Annotated in this window: 17 protein-coding genes and 2 pseudogenes; 10 read left to right on the forward strand and 9 right to left on the reverse strand. The window is 37.6% G+C overall.

The annotated features are described in order from the left end of the window. The first annotated feature begins 43 nt into the window (after positions 1-43). The 3 genes from ACU5DF_RS12030 (at position 44) to ACU5DF_RS12040 (ending at position 2,018) form a co-directional block, all read left to right on the forward strand. Positions 44-1,093 (forward strand): PDDEXK nuclease domain-containing protein, encoded by a 1,050-nt coding sequence (locus ACU5DF_RS12030; RefSeq protein WP_446713037.1) that lies wholly within the window; start codon positions 44-46, stop codon positions 1,091-1,093. Between the two features lie 110 nt (positions 1,094-1,203). Further along, a complete protein-coding gene (locus tag ACU5DF_RS12035; protein ID WP_446713038.1) occupies positions 1,204-1,536 on the forward strand; it encodes a PBPRA1643 family SWIM/SEC-C metal-binding motif protein in 333 nt (110 codons plus the stop codon). Between the two features lie 143 nt (positions 1,537-1,679). Beyond that, positions 1,680-2,018 (forward strand): LuxR family transcriptional regulator, encoded by a 339-nt coding sequence (locus ACU5DF_RS12040; RefSeq protein ID WP_446713039.1) that lies wholly within the window; start codon positions 1,680-1,682, stop codon positions 2,016-2,018. 104 nt (positions 2,019-2,122) lie between these two features. Here ACU5DF_RS12040 and nagK read toward each other — a convergent pair. Next, a pseudogene (nagK, locus tag ACU5DF_RS12045) lies at positions 2,123-3,035 on the reverse strand (N-acetylglucosamine kinase). 126 nt (positions 3,036-3,161) lie between these two features. Beyond that, complete coding sequence (locus tag ACU5DF_RS12050; protein ID WP_446713040.1) at positions 3,162-3,905, reverse strand: tRNA-uridine aminocarboxypropyltransferase; 744 nt, start codon at positions 3,903-3,905, stop codon at positions 3,162-3,164. An 86-nt stretch (positions 3,906-3,991) separates the two neighbouring features. Here ACU5DF_RS12050 and ACU5DF_RS12055 point away from each other — a divergent pair, with 86 nt between their 5' ends. Beyond that, positions 3,992-4,795, forward strand: a complete 804-nt coding sequence (locus ACU5DF_RS12055) for a sterol desaturase family protein (RefSeq protein WP_446713041.1) — start codon at positions 3,992-3,994, stop codon at positions 4,793-4,795. A gap of 70 nt (positions 4,796-4,865) precedes the next feature. Here the strand turns inward: ACU5DF_RS12055 and ACU5DF_RS12060 are convergent, their stop codons facing one another. Both ACU5DF_RS12060 and ACU5DF_RS12065 read right to left on the reverse strand, forming a co-directional pair. Then, entirely contained in the window at positions 4,866-5,579 is a 714-nt protein-coding gene (locus ACU5DF_RS12060) for a pseudouridine synthase (RefSeq protein WP_446713042.1), read from the reverse strand. Between the two features lie 136 nt (positions 5,580-5,715). Next, entirely contained in the window at positions 5,716-7,308 is a 1,593-nt protein-coding gene (locus ACU5DF_RS12065) for an AbgT family transporter (RefSeq protein ID WP_446713043.1), read from the reverse strand. A gap of 336 nt (positions 7,309-7,644) precedes the next feature. Between ACU5DF_RS12065 and ACU5DF_RS12070 the strand changes: the two genes are divergently transcribed. After that, on the forward strand, positions 7,645-8,148 hold the full coding sequence (locus tag ACU5DF_RS12070; protein WP_446713044.1) for a C40 family peptidase: 504 nt from the start codon (positions 7,645-7,647) through the stop codon (positions 8,146-8,148). Between the two features lie 99 nt (positions 8,149-8,247). Here ACU5DF_RS12070 and ACU5DF_RS12075 read toward each other — a convergent pair whose 3' ends face one another. Further along, positions 8,248-8,580: a DUF3802 family protein gene (locus tag ACU5DF_RS12075; protein WP_045101958.1), complete on the reverse strand. Its 333-nt coding sequence runs from the start codon at positions 8,578-8,580 to the stop codon at positions 8,248-8,250. Positions 8,581-8,871: 291 nt separating this feature from the next. Between ACU5DF_RS12075 and ACU5DF_RS12080 the strand changes: the two genes are divergently transcribed. Both ACU5DF_RS12080 and ACU5DF_RS12085 read left to right on the forward strand, forming a co-directional pair. Further along, entirely contained in the window at positions 8,872-9,741 is an 870-nt protein-coding gene (locus ACU5DF_RS12080; protein ID WP_446713045.1) for a fructosamine kinase family protein, read from the forward strand. A gap of 191 nt (positions 9,742-9,932) precedes the next feature. Then, positions 9,933-10,136, forward strand: coding sequence for a zinc ribbon domain-containing protein (locus tag ACU5DF_RS12085; protein ID WP_045101956.1), 204 nt, complete (start codon positions 9,933-9,935; stop codon positions 10,134-10,136). Position 10,137: 1 nt separating this feature from the next. Here the strand turns inward: ACU5DF_RS12085 and ACU5DF_RS12090 are convergent, their stop codons facing one another. Further along, positions 10,138-10,761, reverse strand: coding sequence for a riboflavin synthase subunit alpha (locus ACU5DF_RS12090; protein ID WP_446713046.1), 624 nt, complete (start codon positions 10,759-10,761; stop codon positions 10,138-10,140). A gap of 259 nt (positions 10,762-11,020) precedes the next feature. On the opposite strand from ACU5DF_RS12090, the gene ACU5DF_RS12095 reads away from it, so the two are divergent. After that, on the forward strand, positions 11,021-12,403 hold the full coding sequence (locus ACU5DF_RS12095) for an MATE family efflux transporter (RefSeq protein WP_045101954.1): 1,383 nt from the start codon (positions 11,021-11,023) through the stop codon (positions 12,401-12,403). A 131-nt stretch (positions 12,404-12,534) separates the two neighbouring features. On the opposite strand, the gene ACU5DF_RS12100 is transcribed toward ACU5DF_RS12095, so the two are convergent. Together ACU5DF_RS12100 and ACU5DF_RS12105 are read right to left on the reverse strand one after the other, a co-directional pair. Further along, complete coding sequence (locus ACU5DF_RS12100) at positions 12,535-13,524, reverse strand: HEAT repeat domain-containing protein (protein WP_446713047.1); 990 nt, start codon at positions 13,522-13,524, stop codon at positions 12,535-12,537. 11 nt (positions 13,525-13,535) lie between these two features. Continuing rightward, positions 13,536-14,853, reverse strand: a pseudogene (locus tag ACU5DF_RS12105) (anaerobic sulfatase maturase). A gap of 214 nt (positions 14,854-15,067) precedes the next feature. On the opposite strand from ACU5DF_RS12105, the gene ACU5DF_RS12110 reads away from it, so the two are divergent. Continuing rightward, positions 15,068-15,853, forward strand: a complete 786-nt coding sequence (locus ACU5DF_RS12110; RefSeq protein ID WP_446714230.1) for a formylglycine-generating enzyme family protein — start codon at positions 15,068-15,070, stop codon at positions 15,851-15,853. Positions 15,854-15,950: 97 nt separating this feature from the next. Further along, positions 15,951-17,600 (forward strand): alkaline phosphatase family protein, encoded by a 1,650-nt coding sequence (locus tag ACU5DF_RS12115; RefSeq protein ID WP_446714231.1) that lies wholly within the window; start codon positions 15,951-15,953, stop codon positions 17,598-17,600. Between the two features lie 77 nt (positions 17,601-17,677). Here ACU5DF_RS12115 and ACU5DF_RS12120 read toward each other — a convergent pair whose 3' ends face one another. After that, complete coding sequence (locus ACU5DF_RS12120; RefSeq protein ID WP_162922550.1) at positions 17,678-18,586, reverse strand: LysR family transcriptional regulator; 909 nt, start codon at positions 18,584-18,586, stop codon at positions 17,678-17,680. Positions 18,587-18,624: the final 38 nt, after the last annotated feature.

The following is an 18,624-nucleotide window of genomic DNA, read 5'->3' on the forward strand; positions in this document are numbered from 1 at the left end:
GTAATTACCAAAATTGTTATTATCTCAAAGCTACGAGGACGTTATGACTAAGCCATTAATACCACAATCAGACGTATTGCTAGACAGTATTCGAGATGTATTAAACCATAGCCATAAACACGTTGCTCAAATTGTTAATTCAACGATGGTTCAAACATATTGGCAAATAGGACACTTGATCGTTGAGAATGAACAGCAAGGGCTAAGCCGAGCTGAATATGGTAAAGGAACTCTAAAAGCATTATCACTTTCTTTAACTAAAGAATTTGGAAAAGGATTTGATGTTACGAACCTTAGAAAAATGAGATCTCTATTTTTATATTTTCCAATTCGAGACTCATTGCGTCTCGAATTGAGTTGGACTCATTATCGTATCCTTACTCGCATCGAAAACAATAAGACTCGTCAATGGTATATGCAAGAATCTATTGAGCAATCTTGGTCTGCTCGAGCCTTAGAACGTCAAGTCGGTACTCTTTATTATGAACGTTTACTGGCTAGCCAAGCTGATAATAAAGCGATTAAGCCTGTTTTAGATGAAGCAAAACAAAATACTGATGCTCTTTCTGTATCAGCAAAAAACTACCTGCGAGATCCTTACATTTTTGATTTTCTAGGTTTACCGACCAACTCTCTTCAAGAAAATGAACTAGAGCAAGGGCTCATTGATAACCTCAAAAAATTTCTACTTGAATTAGGGAAAGGGTTTGCTTTTGTTGAACGTCAACAACGCATCACGACAGAAGATGGAGATTATTACATTGATCTCGTCTTCTATAATTTTCATCTAAAATGCTTTTTGCTCATTGATCTTAAAATGCATAAATTAACTCATCAAGATGTAGGTCAAATGGATATGTATGTCCGTATGTATGAAGAGAAAAAACGACGCAATGATGACAACCCTACTATTGGCTTAATACTTTGTACTGAAAACAATAAAACGGTCGCAAAATATTCAGTGCTCAATGAAAGTGAGCACCTTTTTGCTTCTAAATATATAACTGAGTTACCAAGTGAAGAAGAGTTGCGTCTACAATTAGAAAAGGATCGCCGATTAATCCTCGAACAGCAAGGAAAGTATGAATACTGACACTTGCCTATGTTTTAATTATATTTTGAACCTTATTCTAGTTTATTGATAGGCACTTTGATGGTATAAAGTGCTTAAAATACTGTGTTCAAAAATTATAAGGCTCCAAGATGTCTAAAATGTTCTTCAAAGGTCGTATCGAAACTCGTCAAAATCACGTTAAATCTGGTTTTAATACTAAGCGTGACGTTAAGTTAGGTACTGAAGAAGCACCACTAACTTTAGTTGTTCAAACAGAAGAACGTAAAGTTGAAATTGAAGCGCAGCTTACTGAGCACAACTTATTCGCAAACATCGAAGTGAATGCTGAGAAAGAAGAAAATATTCTTGAGCTTGAAGGCGTATTAAACAAGCCTAAAACAACTCGCTTTGAGAAAACACCTAACCGCAACGATGTATGCTCTTGTGGTAGCGGTAAAAAATACAAAAAATGCTGTGCTTAATATCAACAAAATAATCAGTAATCTAATAATAGATTACTGATTATTATTATTTGTGATTTACTTCTAGAGTCATACGATAAATCCCCCCTTCATTTTTCAAATCGTTACTATTTAATAAATTTTAATATTAAGAGTAAAATGATATGAAAGTTAAGTTTTTCCTCATTACTTTATTACTATCCCATACTACATTAGCTTCTGAAACCTTACCTCTAGCTACTCTTGGTGGTTTAAAGAATACACCTGAAATTGGCACGATATATCGTATTGATGATGCAGCCTATGGAGCTAAGCCCGTTCAATTACGTTGTATATCTAAAGGGCTTTACTTTGACTTCTCAGCATGTGAACTTGAAGCAAATATCTCAAACCTATTTTTAGATATGACACCTGATAATTTTACTGGCAGAAACGTTTCAGGCATGGAAATTAAATTTACGGGGATCAAACACGGGCAATTATTTTTCGAATTATTAAATTGATTGCCACTATCAAAAAAGAGCCTCTGTTTATCTGTTAGTAATAACAAACAACATGAGGCTCTTTTTGTATCTGCATTTTCTATTCTATCGTGTAGCGTGTCGGTTTATTCTTTAATATTTAAGAATGCCGCGCCACGAACACCGCCAGAGTCACCGTGTTTTGCTTTAATGATACGAGGAACGCGAGCTACTGATAATAAATGTTTTGGAAGACGCTTTGGCAGTTCTTCATAAATCAATTCAAAGTTAGATAAGCCACCGCCAAGTGCAACCACATGCGGGTCAAAACAAGTAAACAGGTTAGCAAAACAGATAGCTAATAGCTCCATAAAGCGTTCTACATGCTCAACCGCATTCGCCTCGCCTGCTTCATTCGCTTTTATGATATCAATCGCTTTTTTCTCTTCACCGTAATAATGAGCATAAAGTAGCTCAAAACCACGACCTGAAAGGTAGCTATCTAAACAGCCTTTATTTCCACACCCACAACCTAGTAAAGGTGCATTTTCACCCAAATGGAACCAAGCATCGATTGGTAAACGTGAATGACCTAATTCACCGGCAACATGGCTATAACCAGAAAAAGCTTTACCATCAAAAATTAAACCACCACCAAAGCCTGTACCTAAGATTAGGCCCATAACTGAAGGTGAATCTTTTAATTCTTCATCCCACGCTTCTGATAATGCAAAACAGTTCGCATCATTATCAATTTTTACTGAACGACCAATTTTTGCTTCTAAGTCTTTACGTAAAAACTGACCTTTAGCAGCAGGAACATTACTTGTTAATAGTGCCCCTGTTTCGGCATCCTCCATTCCTGGAATACCTAAACCAACTTTGCCTTCAACACCAAACTCAGCGTCATACTTTGCAATTAAGCCTGCAATATCATCAACCAATAATGCGTAATCTTCCGTTTGTGTTCGGAATTCGCTCAGTAGCAATACGCTCAAGGTTTTCATTAAACGCACCAAATTCAATCTTTGTGCCACCCACATCAAAACCGTAGTACATAAGGTATCCTTATCCTAATCTATTCTAAATTTTTTATGGTGTTATCTTACCTAATTTTTATAAATACAGACTGTGACCCAATCGATATTCACTGGTTTTTTGTGTGAAATGAACCTCAAAACTCCATTAGATTTGGTTATTAACTTTCAGTTCTGTACGAAATTCCATCAAGCGTTTTAAACCCATTCCACGCTCTGCCCCTTTTACTGGGCGTTTGCTGTATAAATAATGCTCTCTAAACAGTTCAAACCAGCACTCAAGGTGCTTCGCATTTTCTCTTTCACCAAATAAATCAAGCACCAAACTTGCCACTTCAGCTGTAGCTAGCTGATGATCTTTAGAAGCTTTTCGCATGATATAACTAGAAAGATGATCACTGTTAAACGACAATACTGGTAATTGATGAAGATAAGTACTTTTACGATACATGCGCCCCGCTTCCCTCCAACTACCATCAAGGAGAATAAACAAAGGTGTCTTTCCTGCTTCCATAGCGATCTCATTTGTTACAAGAGATTTATTTTCAATTTGCTCTTCAGGGAAAATAACAAAAGGCTGATACGATTCATTCTGCAATAGAGCTAGCATATCTGGATTTGGCTCTGTACGAGACCACAAATAAGCATGTGTGTCAGGGATTAAATCTGCGATTAGTTTTCCAGTATTACTTGGTTTTAAAACTTCTGTATCAAACATAATCAACAAAAAAGCAGCACTAGACTTAACTGCAGGTTGATGCTCACAAATACAGTAATCTTTATGGACTTGGCAAAATTCACAGCGGTTTACATTAGCCCCACGCGCATTGAAGGGTTTTGTAGAACGAGCTAATCTCTCTTTGTGTAATTGGTGAACTTTGTGAATACGCATTTGTAATAACCAAGCTATTTATATGGAAAAAGAAGCGCATTTTACTTACAGTGTAAGTAATAACAAGTTCTATAAGAGAATTCCTAATGGAAATTAACTGGATTGAATACAATGACTCCCTTCGTTTAGGCTGTTTTATCGTTGCATTTATCATTTTTGCTTTAGCTGAATACACCTGGCCACGAAAAAAACTGAGTCAAAAAAAATCTCTTCGATGGTTAAATAACCTGGCTTTAATTGTCTTTAATAGTGTAATTTTACGCCTTACTCTGCCACTGCTTGCCATTGATGCGGCCTTAATTACACAACAAGAAAGTATTGGATTATTTAATTATCTTAATACTCCTTATTTTTTGACTATTCTCCTTTCAGTCTTATTGTTAGACTGGATTATCTATTTCCAACATCGTCTTTTCCACCAAGTTCCTTTACTTTGGAAACTGCATCGAATGCACCATTCCGATCAAGATATTGATGTAACAACAGGTACTCGCTTTCATCCTATTGAAATGATCTTATCTATGTTAATAAAGATTGCAGCCATTGGAGTATTAGGGGTCCCTGTTGAAGCCGTTATTCTTTTTGAGATCATTTTAAATGTCAGTGCGATGTTTAATCACAGCAACCTTTATATTCCTAAGTGGTTAGATCGGTATTTACGTGCTCTAGTTATAACTCCAGATGTACATCGTGTTCATCACTCTATCCATGTTACTGAAATGAATAATAATTATGGTTTCTTTTTATCTGTTTGGGATCGAATTGGAAAGACTTACCTAGTAAAACCTAGAGATGGTCATCCAGAAATGAAAATTGGAATTGCCTTGTTCCGAAAAAAAAACGAGCAACGATTAGATAAAATGCTCACTCAGCCTTTTAGGAAAAAATAACATCTCTTTCATTCAACGAATGATCTTGTCCATAAAGCTTATGTTTATACCAATTCTTTTAATTAGATGATTATTTATTATTGGAATTGGTATTATTTTTATCAAAAGAGTTAACTTCATCTAAAGTTAGATATCGCCACTCCCCCTCACAAAGATCCAAACTGATCTTCCCGATCTTCTCTCTATGTAGAAAAGTAACTTTATTGCCAACAGCAGAAAACATGCGCTTTACTTGATGAAACTTGCCTTCGGTAATAGTAAGTAATACTTCTTGAGGTGTAATTATTTTTAAGGTCGCAGGTCGTGTCAGTTGTGTTTCACCTTGAAGCTTAATACCTTCAGAAAAGGTGACAATCGCCTCTTCTGCTATTGGTTTTCGCAAACCTACTCTATATGTTTTATCGCACTTCTTACTAGGGGTAATTATATTGTAAGACCAACGACCATCATCAGTTATGAGTACAAGTCCTGTTGTGTCGGCATCTAAACGTCCAGCAACATGTAATTCAGTATTATTACCCTCTTTTATATAATTAAATAAAGAGGGATATACTTCATCGATATTTGAACAAATAGTATTCGCTGGTTTATTCATCATAAGGTAGCGGAAAGGTCGTGCTACCAACTTTTGTTTATCCAGAGTAACTATATTATTCTCATGAACTTGTGTTGATTCAATAGTGACAACGTCACTATTAACAACAACCCTTCCCATATGAATACGCTCTAATACCTGATCTTTGGTTAACTCTGTACTTTTACAAACGAACTTATCAAGACGCATTACAGCCACACCTTCCTATTTTGAATATCGTCATTATCCTTTCTCAGTTTTATTATGCAAATAAAAAGGCGATCCGAAGATCGCCTTTTTTATGTCTTTCATTTTATGCTTTTCTAAGCGCTTATTCTATAGCCGACTATGGCGTGTAGAACGTTGCTGCTCCTGGACCTACTGGTAAACCGAATACAAATACCCATAGGTAGAACAGAATACTCCAACCAAACATGAAACACATTGAGTATGGAAGCATTGTTGCTATCAGTGTACCGATACCTAGATTCTTCATGTAACGTGTTGCTACAGCAAGAATAAGACCGAAGTAGCTCATCATTGGTGTGATGATATTCGTTGTCGAATCACCAATACGGTAAGCCGCTTGAATTGTCTCTGGTGCGTAGCCTACTAGCATTAACATTGGTACAAAGATAGGTGCTGTTACTGCCCACTGAGCAGAAGCCGAACCAATCATCAAGTTAATGAAACCACACATTAAGATGAATGCGAAGAACAACATAGGACCAGTAAGACCGATATCTTGTAGGAAGCTCGCACCACCAACCGCAATTACTTGACCAAAGTTAGTCCACTTAAAGAAAGCAACGAACTGTGCAGCGAAGAATACAAGAACAATATACATGCCCATTGAAGACATAGATGTTGCCATTGCATTAATTACATCACGATCATTCTTCATTGTGCCTACAATTTTACCGTAAACAAAACCAGGAACCGCGAAGAATACAAAGATGAAAGCAACAATACTTTTAAGGAATGGTGAACCTGAGATAGTACCTGTTGCTGAACGTAATACACCATCTTCAGGAACAATCGTCCATGCAAGTAATGCACTTACAGCAAGAACAGCAAGACCTGCAAATTTAAGACCTTTCTTCTCAACTGCTGTCAGCTTACCCATCTTATCGTTTGATAGATCTTCTGATGCTTCATCATCATTGTATTTACCAAGTTTCGGTTCAACAATTTTCTCGGTTACAAATGCACCGGTAATTGCAATGAAGAACGTAGAAACAAACATGAAATACCAGTTTGCTTCAGGGCCGACTGTATAAGTAGGGTCAATCATTTGTGCTGCTGTCTCTGTAATACCAGAAAGCAGTGGATCAACCGTACCAATTAGAAGGTTTGCAGAGTAACCACCTGACACACCAGCGAACGCAGCAGCAAGACCTGCTAACGGGTGACGACCTAGTGAATGGAAAAGCATTGCAGCTAACGGGATAAGTACTACGTAACCAAGCTCAGATGCCGTATTAGAAATAATACCTGCAAATACAACCGTTACTGTAACCATACGCTTAGATGCGCCCATAACCATGCCACGCATAGCAGCAGATAACATGCCTGAGTGCTCTGCGATTGCAACACCAAGCATTGCAACAAGAACTGTACCTAGCGGTGCGAAACCAACAAAGTTTTTCACTAAGTTAGTAACGATAAGTTGTAAGCCTTCAGCATTAAATAAGCTAACTACGTGGATCATGCCATCAGCTGCTCGACCTTTCGCCCCTTCTGGACGTGGATCTATTACTGATACGTCAAAGTAACCAGCAATGCCTGATGAAACTAAAATTGCCACACAAAAGATTGCAAAAAGGGTAATTGGGTGTGGTAATAGGTTTCCTAAATATTCTACCGAATCAAGAAAACGTGTAAACAACGGCCTTTTTGGCTGTTGTTGGTTTTGTTGTTGCGATGCAGACGAACTCATCTGTAACTCCTTGTTTTTGTCTTCCTTTATAATTAAAACACTCCATTCTGGATTAAATGGTTAAATAATGTGTATTTTAGTTAAAAGTAAGTACTTCCAAAATTCACGCAAAGGTTACACGATTGTAAAAATCATTAAAAGCAAGAAATGTCACAAAGTATTTCATTTGTAGTTAAAACAACCATTATCAAAACATAATGCAGAACTTAAGGTTAACATAGACTCATAGTTAGCATCATATGAAACATATAGTTTACCTTGATTTACGAACGAGTATTGATTTTCTCTGTTAAGTTAGGTCAAATAAAACATATACTCTTTTATTTAGGATTTATCATGATTCAAAAAATCATCTTTAGCAGTTTGATTCTGACATTAATTGGGTGCTCATCAACTACTCCCCCAATAAAGCAGGCTACAACACAACAAGCTGTATCTTCATCACAAACGATTAAAATAAGAGAGCTCAATTTACCTCAATCAGATGGATACCATGACTACTTTCAAGAATGGAAAGGTGTCCCTTATCGATACGGTGGTACAAATAAAAAGGGAGTAGATTGTTCTGCTTTTACACAAGATGCATTCCGTACTTTACATCAGCAATCATTGCCTAGAACAACGGAACATCAACTTTCATTAGGGGTGAGAATCAACTTAGATAACGCTAAAAAAGGAGATTTGATTTTCTTTAAAACCAGTACAAAGGTAAGACATGTTGGTATATATGTAGGGAGCAGACAATTTATGCATGCATCTACATCTAAGGGCGTTATTATTTCTAGTTTAGATAACCCGTACTGGAAAAATACCTACTGGCAAATAAGGCGTGTTCTATAATTGGTACATAAAAAATCTGATCAACTACCTATCCTAAATAAGTAATTGATCAGATATCAGCTTGAAAATGTGCATATTTTAGATATAGATGATTTTTTGTTAAAAAGCGCTATCAAATAAATTTTTAATTAAACCAATATAGTCATCTAAAAACATAACTTGCTCATTCGTTGCTTTTTGAACCCAAGCACTTGCAAGAACTTCACCAAGATCATCCACGACTGCATCAGCTTCACGTAATAAGGTAAAACGAATATCAGGGTCTAGTTCTGGGTTTTGTTGAAAAACGATCATTAAATTCGAAGCTACTAGGTCGGTAACAATGTCTTCAACCGTTTCTTCACCTGTATCTCCCTGCTGATTAGCAAATAATGCTAAGTGCTCAGTAAGGTACTCAATAAGCGCATGATATCCATCAGTATTGACAATCATAATTTATCCATCTTTAGTCGTTCATTTCAAGTATGTATCGTATAATAAGTTATTTTAAACTCTAGCGCTCAATTTATCAAAATAGAGAAAAAGTCTCAAATTCTTTCCTTTTATTATTGACATTTATAAAATATATTACATAACGTTAACCTGATGCCTCACTAATGTTATAGATCACTAACATGAATTAGACTAGCGAAAACAAGATAAATTTTAGTCTTAGTTCACAGTTATTTATCTAAAATGCACTATTCTTAGTACTGACATATTTCAGAACTTAGAGAGGCAATTATGTGGCAAGCTATCGCTCAACAAATCTCTGACGTAACCGGTCGCCCCTTTATCATAGCTGAACGTGAAACTGTGAATGGTGGCGAAGTAAATGATTGCTATATGATTAGTGACGGTTCTCAACGTTATTTTATCAAAGTGAATGAACGTGCTGAACTCCCTATCTTTGAAACTGAAGTTGAAAGTTTAAAACAACTTGAAAGGTCTGATCATATTTTTGTCCCTCTCCCTCTCCATGTTGGTATAACCAAAGAACATGCATTCCTTGTGCTTAACTATTTACCGACTAAACCTATGGATAAAAAAAGTTCTTTTGAGTTAGGGATAAACCTTGCTAATCACCATTTATGGGGAGACCAACTCGAATACGGTTTTGATTGTGACAACTATCTTGGAAATATTTTACAGGTCAACACATGGCATCGAAAATGGGCCTGTTTTTTTGCAGAGCAACGCATTGGTTGGCAATTGCAGTTACTGCATGAAAAAGGCATTGCACTTGGTGATATAGATACCCTTGTAAAAAATACGAAACGTATTCTACATAACCATCAACCTAAACCAGCTTTGCTTCATGGGGACTTTTGGCACGGTAATATTGCTCTTAGTGTACAAGGCCCTATTAGTTACGATCCCGCGTCTTACTGGGGTGATCCGGAGTGTGATCTTGCAATGGCTAAGTTATTCGGTGGTTTTCAAGACAGCTTTTTTGAAGGTTATCAATCTATAATCCCTATTTCTGAAGGGTTTGAAATACGTCAGCATTTATATAGCCTTTATCATGTACTTAATCATTGCACCATGTTTGGTGGTGAATACATGTTTCATGCACAGCAGTTAATAGAACAATTAAAATTAAATCAAGAGTAAAGTATCAATAAGATAATGGGATGGAACTTACCATCTCATTTTTTATCAAATAAACAAAAAAACCTCGAAACTATCAATGTTTTCACTTAATTCACTACAAAAACCAACTCTTTTTTCTACTATGAATAAACAAAAGAGTCAGAGTTATGTTATTGACTCAGTAATTGCAGAACAATAATAAGGAGTTTGTTGTGAATAATTACATAAAGCAAAATATGCAATGCCCTAACTGTCACCATTCAATTAATATGGTTGTAGCCCAAAATCAACCTAGTCAGCAGATTTATGATGATTGTCCATCATGTCATCGTGCTATTGAAATGAAAATGGTGGTAAACCCACAGACTCAATCAGTTAACTTTTCGATTGATAGTAGTGAAGACGGACTTTTCTAGTTTACTCTATTTGTTCTTTATTTTGATTCGCTAACACTCGCTCTACGGTATCTACGATTGCTTGTGTTTGCGGATCAATTTCTAAATTAATTTTATCGCCAATATCACGACCACTTAAATTAGTTCTTTCCAGAGTTTCAGGGATCAAATTAACGTTAAAGCCTTTTTCATCAACATCACCAATGGTTAAACTAATACCATCAACGCCAATATAGCCTTTATGTAAAATATACTTTGTCCACTGCGGCGCAACATCAATCCAGATCTGACAGTTTTCTGTCGTTTTATTAATCTCTCGTACTGTCATAACATCGACAATATGACCAGACATTGAATGACCACCAATCTCATCACCAAAACGGGCTGCACGTTCAATATTAATGAATTGCCCTACTTCTAATAAACCAAGATTGGTTAAACGTAGGGTTTCTTCAATTAAATCAAAAGAAATAAGATGTCCATCGATTTTGGTTACGGTTAAACAGCACCCATTATGAGCAACAGACGCACCTATTTCTAATCCTTGATGATATGGTGCAAGTATTTCTATTACATGAGTCTGAAAATTCTCTTTCTTTGTAATTTCAATTACTTTTGCAGTTGTCGCAACGATCCCAGTAAACATCAGTTTCTCCAATCTATACAGCCGAATTAATTCAAGAGTTTTATCTTACTCTATCCATTTTAAAAAATATCCACGATACGTTGAATATTTCATTTTGTGAAGTGTAGCTTAATCTATATACTGTCCGATTCTGCTTACCTTTAACAGTTTCCTCTGTTTAAAGCACTCAATCAGACCTTTTTCCTTTGATTACGATAATCGTGATAAAGAACCGACAGTGATAGTCCTTAATTTACATATTTATAGATATGGTGACGCAGTGCACAGATACCAAAAAGAAATCGTTCGATTAATTAAACTCTCTACACCTGTATTAATTGCAAGTGTGGCACAAACCGGCATGGGCTTTGTTGATACCGTTATGGCTGGTGGAGTCAGTGCTACCGACATGGCAGCAGTAGCAATTGCAGCAAGTGTTTGGCTTCCATCTGTATTATTTGGTGTTGGCTTGCTAATGGCGCTTGTGCCTGTTGTTGCTCAATTGAACGGTTCAGGAAAATCTAAAAAAGTTCCATTTGAAATCCATCAAGGTATTTACTTAGCGTTAATCGTTTCTGTACCGATTATGCTTATCCTCTATAACGCTGGCTTTATTATTGCGGCTATGGATGTGGAACCTGAGTTATTTGAAAAGACTCAAGGGTATTTACATGCGGTGTTATGGGCTGCTCCTGCGTTTTTATTATTCCAAGCGCTACGTAGCTTCTGCGAAGGTTTATCTTTAACCACGCCAGCAATGATCATCGGTTTTATCGGTCTTGCCGCTAATATTCCTTTGAACTGGATGTTTGTCTATGGCGAAATGGGCGCACCAGCTCTTGGTGGTGTTGGCTGTGGTGTAGCAACGGCTATCGTTTATTGGCTGATGTTTGTGACCATGGTTATTTATACGTTTATCGCGCCGAAACTACGTCGTGTAAACTTGTATGAAAACTGGAATAAGCCACAAGCGAAAGAGATTTACCGTTTATTCAAATTAGGTTTACCTGTTGCTTTATCTATCTTCTTTGAAGTGACGTTATTTGCAGCGGTTGCACTATTAGTATCGCCATTGGGTTCAATCGTTGTCGCCGCTCACCAAGTCGCGATTAACTTCTCATCGTTGATCTTTATGGTACCGATGAGTATCGCGATTGCCGTTAGTATTCGCGTTGGTCATAAACTGGGTGAAAACGATCTAGAGGGCGCAAAGATTGCAAGCTTCTGTGGTCTGGCTTTTGGTTTGATGATGGCATGTTGCACCGCAGTATTGACCTTCATATTCCGTGAAAATATTGCGTATTTATACTCTGACAATAAAGAAGTGGTTGAGCTAGCTGTAAGCCTGATGCTTTTAGCGGTAATTTACCAATGTACTGATGCAGTTCAAGTTGTGGCTGCTGGCGCTTTACGTGGTTATAAAGACATGACAGCCATCTTTAAATGTACGTTTGTCTCTTATTGGATTGTAGGGCTACCAGCAGGTTATATCCTTGGTATGACAGATTGGATTATTGAACCTATGGGTGTATATGGCTTCTGGATTGGTTTCATTGGTGGTTTAACTACCGCAGCCATTTTACTTAGCCTTCGTCTACGTTGGCTACAGAAAAACCCATCTCAAATTGATATGGAAGTTGATGAATTACAAATAATGCATTAATTCAGATAATCATAAACAACAAAGCCCGAGGTACTAAATGCCTTGGGCTTTTTTATGCGATTAAAATTCTTCACGCAATTATTAAGTGATTCAACCAATAATAATTAGATAATTACTAGAATTGGTATTAATCATTTTTGTTTCTCTTTCAGTTGAGCAATCACATAGTCAGGGGCAACTTTGGCAAGCTCTTCTAAACATGCCTCCGCTTTGACATTTCCATAACGTACGTAAATGTCACATACCGCATAAAGTTGCTCAGGAGATCCTGAAATAAGATACGCCTGCTCAAACGATTCAGTCGCTATTTTTAAGTCAATATCTTCATGCAGAACGCCATTTAAATACCAGTAATAACTATTATTTTCTGCTAAATCAGCAGCAGCCTGTATTGATTGTGCTGCTTGTGTTTTATGACTTAAACGTACCTGAGTTAACGCTTTTGAGTAATATAGACTCGCCTCTTTTGGTAATTGAACAATCGCTTTATCTAATATTAATAGAGCCTGTTCATCTTGGTTCTGCGCTCGGTAGTTATCCGATAAGTTTAACCATATTTGCGAGTTATCAGGGTCTATTTTCACAAGCTCTTGATAAATTGCATCGGCATTACTCCACTCACCATGCCAACGATACACATCGGCTAATAGTAATTGAGAACCAGAGTCCTGTTGCTTTGATAAATATGCCGTTACTTCCTGATATGGCGCTTCAATTTGAGCTTGCTGAGCTGCAGACATCAGGCTGTACTCGCGAAGCAGATTTGCGGTCGCTGCCATACGAACGTTCAACTCGGAATCAGTTAATAAAGGCGATACTATCTGCCAGCGGTGTTTAAATTGGTATAAATCAGAGCCTACCACTGCCGCTTCGCGGATCATGGGTTCTGGATCTTTTAATCCTCTTGCTACGGCAACTAAACTGTTTTGATTAGGGTAACGAGCTAATTGACGTAACGCCTCTGCGCGCTTCTCTGTACTCTCATTTTTATTTTGTGCCGTATAAGCCAATTGTTGCTCTGGTGTCATGCTCTGCAATGAATCCGTCGCATATACTGGCGTAGCAATGGCAAATATACTAGCAAGCCCTAGTGCCGCGCATTTTTTCAGTAATGGTTTCATTCTCTCCCCCATTAAAACTTAGTTGGAAACGCAGAAGATTGCGCTTGCTGTCGAGCCGCATCACTAAATTTTCCATGTTGAACTGGATTACCTAGCATTCTTAAAATATACGCAATTGATTTATCCGCATGGGCAAAAAACTTCTTCCACCCAGCGCACAGGTAATTTAACCCCGGCTCGCCATCACGTGTTTTAATGAAGCGGTTTTTAGGACACTCGCCATGACAGGCAAATTTATAGTCACATTGTTGGCATTGGGTGGTTAATGTTTTCGCTTTAGCAAAACCAAACTCTTGTTGTTTTTTGCTATATGCCAATTCATCTAATTTTTGATGGTGAATGTTCCCAATCTTATATTCAGGATAGACATAATGGTCACAAGCAAACACATCGCCATTGTGTTCCATCGCTAGGCCTTGTTCCGCAAATTTCACCCAAGGTACACAATGGGTTCTTACGTCCCATCCAAGTTTCGACACTGGCTTCAAAATATTGGACGAATACTTTACCTAGATCATTTTGTGCCCATTCATCAAAAACGGCGATTAAGAAGTTACCCCAGGCTTCATCTGAAACACACCAAGGCTCCATTATTGATTCTTTGTTTCCCGGAATAAGGCGCTTATCACCTTGACGTAATTGCGCCGTCACTTGCTCTGTTTGCGGTGCTACTGTTCTAAAACTTTTTTGTTCTACAATCGGGATAAACTGCATTTGAGGCGATTTCACCACATCTCGTAAGAATCGATAGACTTCTAATGGATTTCGACTCGTTAAGTTATTAATACACGTTAAGGTAGCAAATTTCACCTGATGTTTATGAAGTAGATCAACCGCCTTCATTACTTGGTTAAATGTCCCTCGACCAGCTTTGTTAGTTCGATAGGCATTATGTAATAACTCAGGGCCATCAATACTTAAACCAACTAAAAAGTTATTTCCAGCAAGAAACTCACACCATTTATCCGTTAATAACGTACCGTTAGTTTGTAAATCGTTAGAAATTAAAATCCCTGCTGGTTGATATTTTTTTTGAAACTCTACAATTTTCTTAAAGTAATCTAAACCTAGTAATGTTGGCTCTCCACCTTGCCAAGAGAAGATGATTTCAGGGGTGTTTTGACCTTCAATGTATTGACGAATATACGTTTCTAACGTCTCATCATCCATTTGTGGAGAACAGTCTTTTTTATATTCAAGTAAGTCCTCTTTACTCAAATAATAGCAATATGTGCAATCAATATTACACACAGCACCAATTGGTTTTGCCATAACATGTAATCGCTTTGAAGCCTTACCCTGAAATTGAGGACCTTGAGTAATGATCATATTGATTCCTATTGATAATGAGTCTTTGATTTGAAAAAAGAACTTACCTAACAAGCCTATTAGCCACCCTTTATAGCCAGCTGTTAAGCAAGTTCTATCTCCATAATAAACAAAAAGAACATCGGTATTAGTTATACACGTTATTCCATTTTGGAAAGTGCTTTCACTGTATGATAATTACTCAATCATTACTGTTGAGAATGTCATGTTTAGAATCTCTTTTTTAACCAATTTTAAAACATTATTTACCGCCTTATTTCTTAGTTCAGTGCTAGCTGGATGTGCAACCGCACCACCACACCCTGTAACTCAAAAAATAGAAGAGACCATGGTCCATGTAGAGGGCGGTGAATATCTTATGGGTTCAGATTCTCCATATGCAAAGAAAGCAGAAAAGCCCGCTCACCTTGTTTCAGTAGATGATTTTTATATTTCAAAATTTGAAGTCACTCAGTCGTTATTTGAATCAGTAATGGGTTCCTCTCTCAGTTATTTCCAATCCCCTGATATCCCTGTAAATAACCTAAGTTGGCAGCAAGCCAATTACTTTATTGAAAAACTCAATGAACTGACAGGTGAAACGTACCGCCTTCCAACAGAAGCAGAATGGGAATATGCCGCTCGTGGAGGAAAACTAAGCCAAAATTACACTTATAGTGGATCGAACAACATTGATGATGTCGCATGGTTTGCCGATAACGCCAATAATCGAGCTCATGCCGTTGGAATGAAGCAACCCAATGAACTAGGCTTATATGATATGACAGGCAATGTTGGCGAGTTTGTTAGTGATGCGTATGACGATACTTTTTATCGATTTTCACCAACTGATAATCCAAACAATGCACGTGACGAAGCAAGTGGCTTAGCGCATAAATCAGTTCGAGGTAGCAGTTTTTCTTATAAGGCAAATGAATCAGAAAACTATCGTCGAGATTTCGCTAGCCAATCCATCATCATGGCAGATATGGGTTTGCGTTTAGTAAGAGATACAAAGTAATCAATAATTAAGATTACTCATAACTATTACTCTTTTGGCAAGGAATAAAAACATGAAGAACAACGTATTACATTGTCTCGCACTCGCAGGGGTAATCATGATCCCAGGGACCACCCTGGCGAATGATCATAACCCAAAATTAGTTTTACAGATCACTGTTGATGGCCTTCGTGGTGATTTGTTAGAGCGTTACCAAACGAACTTTGGCGAAAATGGCTTTCGCTATTTAATGGAGGATGGTGCTTACTATACCAATGCTCATTATCAGCACGGGAATACCGAAACGATTGTTGGACATGTCTCACTTGCTACAGGAGCTCCGCCAAGTGTACATGGCATGGTTGGTAATGTGTGGTATGACAGAAATGAAGAGCGCTTGGTCTATAACGTTGAAGATGGCAATTACAGTATGCTTACCTCGGGTGCTGGTGTAAATAAATCAACCGAGATCGACCCAACTCAAAAAGTCGCAACTCAAGATGGCCGCTCTCCAGAACCTATTTTATCCACCACCTTTAGCGACGAACTAGCGATAGCAAGCAATGGTGAATCAAAAATATTTTCAGTATCCGTGAAAGACCGTGGCGCTATTTCGTTAGGTGGCCATTCAGGAAAAGCGTTTTGGTTCTCTAAAGCACAATCAGAATTTGTGACCAGTAATTACTATTATAATGAGTATCCAGCATGGGTAACCGCGTGGAACGAGCAAAAAGTCCCTAATCAATACTCAGGAAAAAAATGGGCATTATCGCTACCTAAAGACCAATATACTTTAAAAGAAGGCAATCCAGATTACAAAGTTGACCTTGCAGGATTTAAACGTACCTTCCCTCACCCTTATGGCCCTGCAAGCTATAAATACTACAGCACAATGCTAACACTTAGCCCAGCAGGTGATGAGATCACAGGAGACTTTGCTGAAACACTGCTTAAAGAAGAAAACTTAGGCAAAGGAAAGTTTACCGATTATCTTGCAGTTAGTTTCTCATCAAATGACTATGTGGTTCATATGTATGGCCCATCAAGCCTAGAAACTGAAGACAACTTAATTCGATTAGATAAAACCATTGCAAACCTACTTAAAAAAGTCGATAAGCAAGTCGGATTAAAGAATACACTGATTGTTCTTTCTGCCGATCACGGTGTACCAGAAGCCCCAGCTACGGTTAATGCGTTAGGTGCAAATCAAGCCGCTTACTTCAATCAGAAAAGTTTAATCTCACCAACGTTGACCTCTCGTTTAAAAACAGAATTTGGCTTAGGTGAAGACGCGATTCGTTTATATGCTCAACCTTATGTATATTTAAATCATGAGGTAATCAAGAAGAAAGGCATAGCGTTAGATAAAGTACAAAAGGCAGTCGCTGAAGAATTATTAAAAGTGAAAGGTATTGCTTACGCGGTAACAAGCTCAGATATTGAGAAGAACCAAGTACCAAATACTCACACCATGCAATTAGTGAAAAACAACTATCATCCAATGCGATCAGGTGATGTTTATGTGGTTTATAACCCTAGAAACTACATTAATGATATGGATGGATTAACCATTGCATCCACTCATGGTTCACCTTGGCGTTATGATACTCATGTTCCGGTTATCTTTGCTGGATATAATATTGATGATGAGAAAATCAGCCGTGAAATTACCCCTTACGACATAGCCCCAACCTTATCGAATATTTTAGGTATTACGCAACCAAGTGGTACAACTGGTGAGGTATTAACTGAAGTAACGCAAGATTAAACGAAGAACAAAAAAAGCAGTGCTGAGAAATCAACACTGCTTTTTATAATCTATGTACTTATAAAAAAATAAATAGATTATGGGATGGCTACTTTATTCGCTACTTTTTGAATTTGTTGCCTTAACCAACGGTGTCCACTTTCAGCCGTTCTGCTTGGATGCCAGATAATACACAAATCATGTTGTTGACGATCAAAAGGTAAATCTAACGACTTTAAATTGTAATACGCACCTAAATCAGAAATTGCCGATTGTGGAAGCATCCCTATCATTTCTGTTGAACTAATAATTGGCATCATTTCGAATGCGCCAGCTGCTCTTATTACTATATTTCGAGCCTCAAGCTCTACTATATCATCTCCATTCAATAAACTGCTTCGGCTATGCCAGCGCGATGCCGCAACATGTTCTTCACTTAAGAATTCTTCTAGTGATATTTCATCACCGATTCGAGGATGATTTTGACTACAAACTACTTTTAATTTTTCAGTATAGATAACTTCTGATTTTAATAGCGTTCGCCCTCTTATCGCCATATCAATGACTAGATCATAACGTTGTAATCGTAGATCGGCTTCCAAGTCTTCAGTAAATTGAGGGTGCACTTCTAGCGAAACATTAGGAGCGCAAGCTCGAATTTGCTTTACTAATTTAGGAATAAGCGAATAACTAACCGTAGACACAACAGCGATCGAGAAAATACGATTTGAAGTTTTTGGATCAAATTCTCTCGATGCTGATAGTGTTGATGTGAAGTTTTTAAGGGCGGCAGACATCGCAGGATAAATGTCAGAAGAGAATACGGTTGGCTCTACTCCTGATGTATTACGATGAAATAAAGGATCATCGTAAATTTCACGTAGCCTTTTTAAGGCTTTACTTACTGCTGGTTGGCTGATGTTCATTCTTGCCGCGGCTTTAGAAAGATTTTTTTCTTCATAAATCGCGACAAAAATAGGTATTAAATTAAGCTCTGTACTTTTCATAACTACTGACACTGCTGATTGATCCCTACGCTCACTGT

It is taken from the genome of Aliivibrio wodanis (assembly GCF_052920805.1).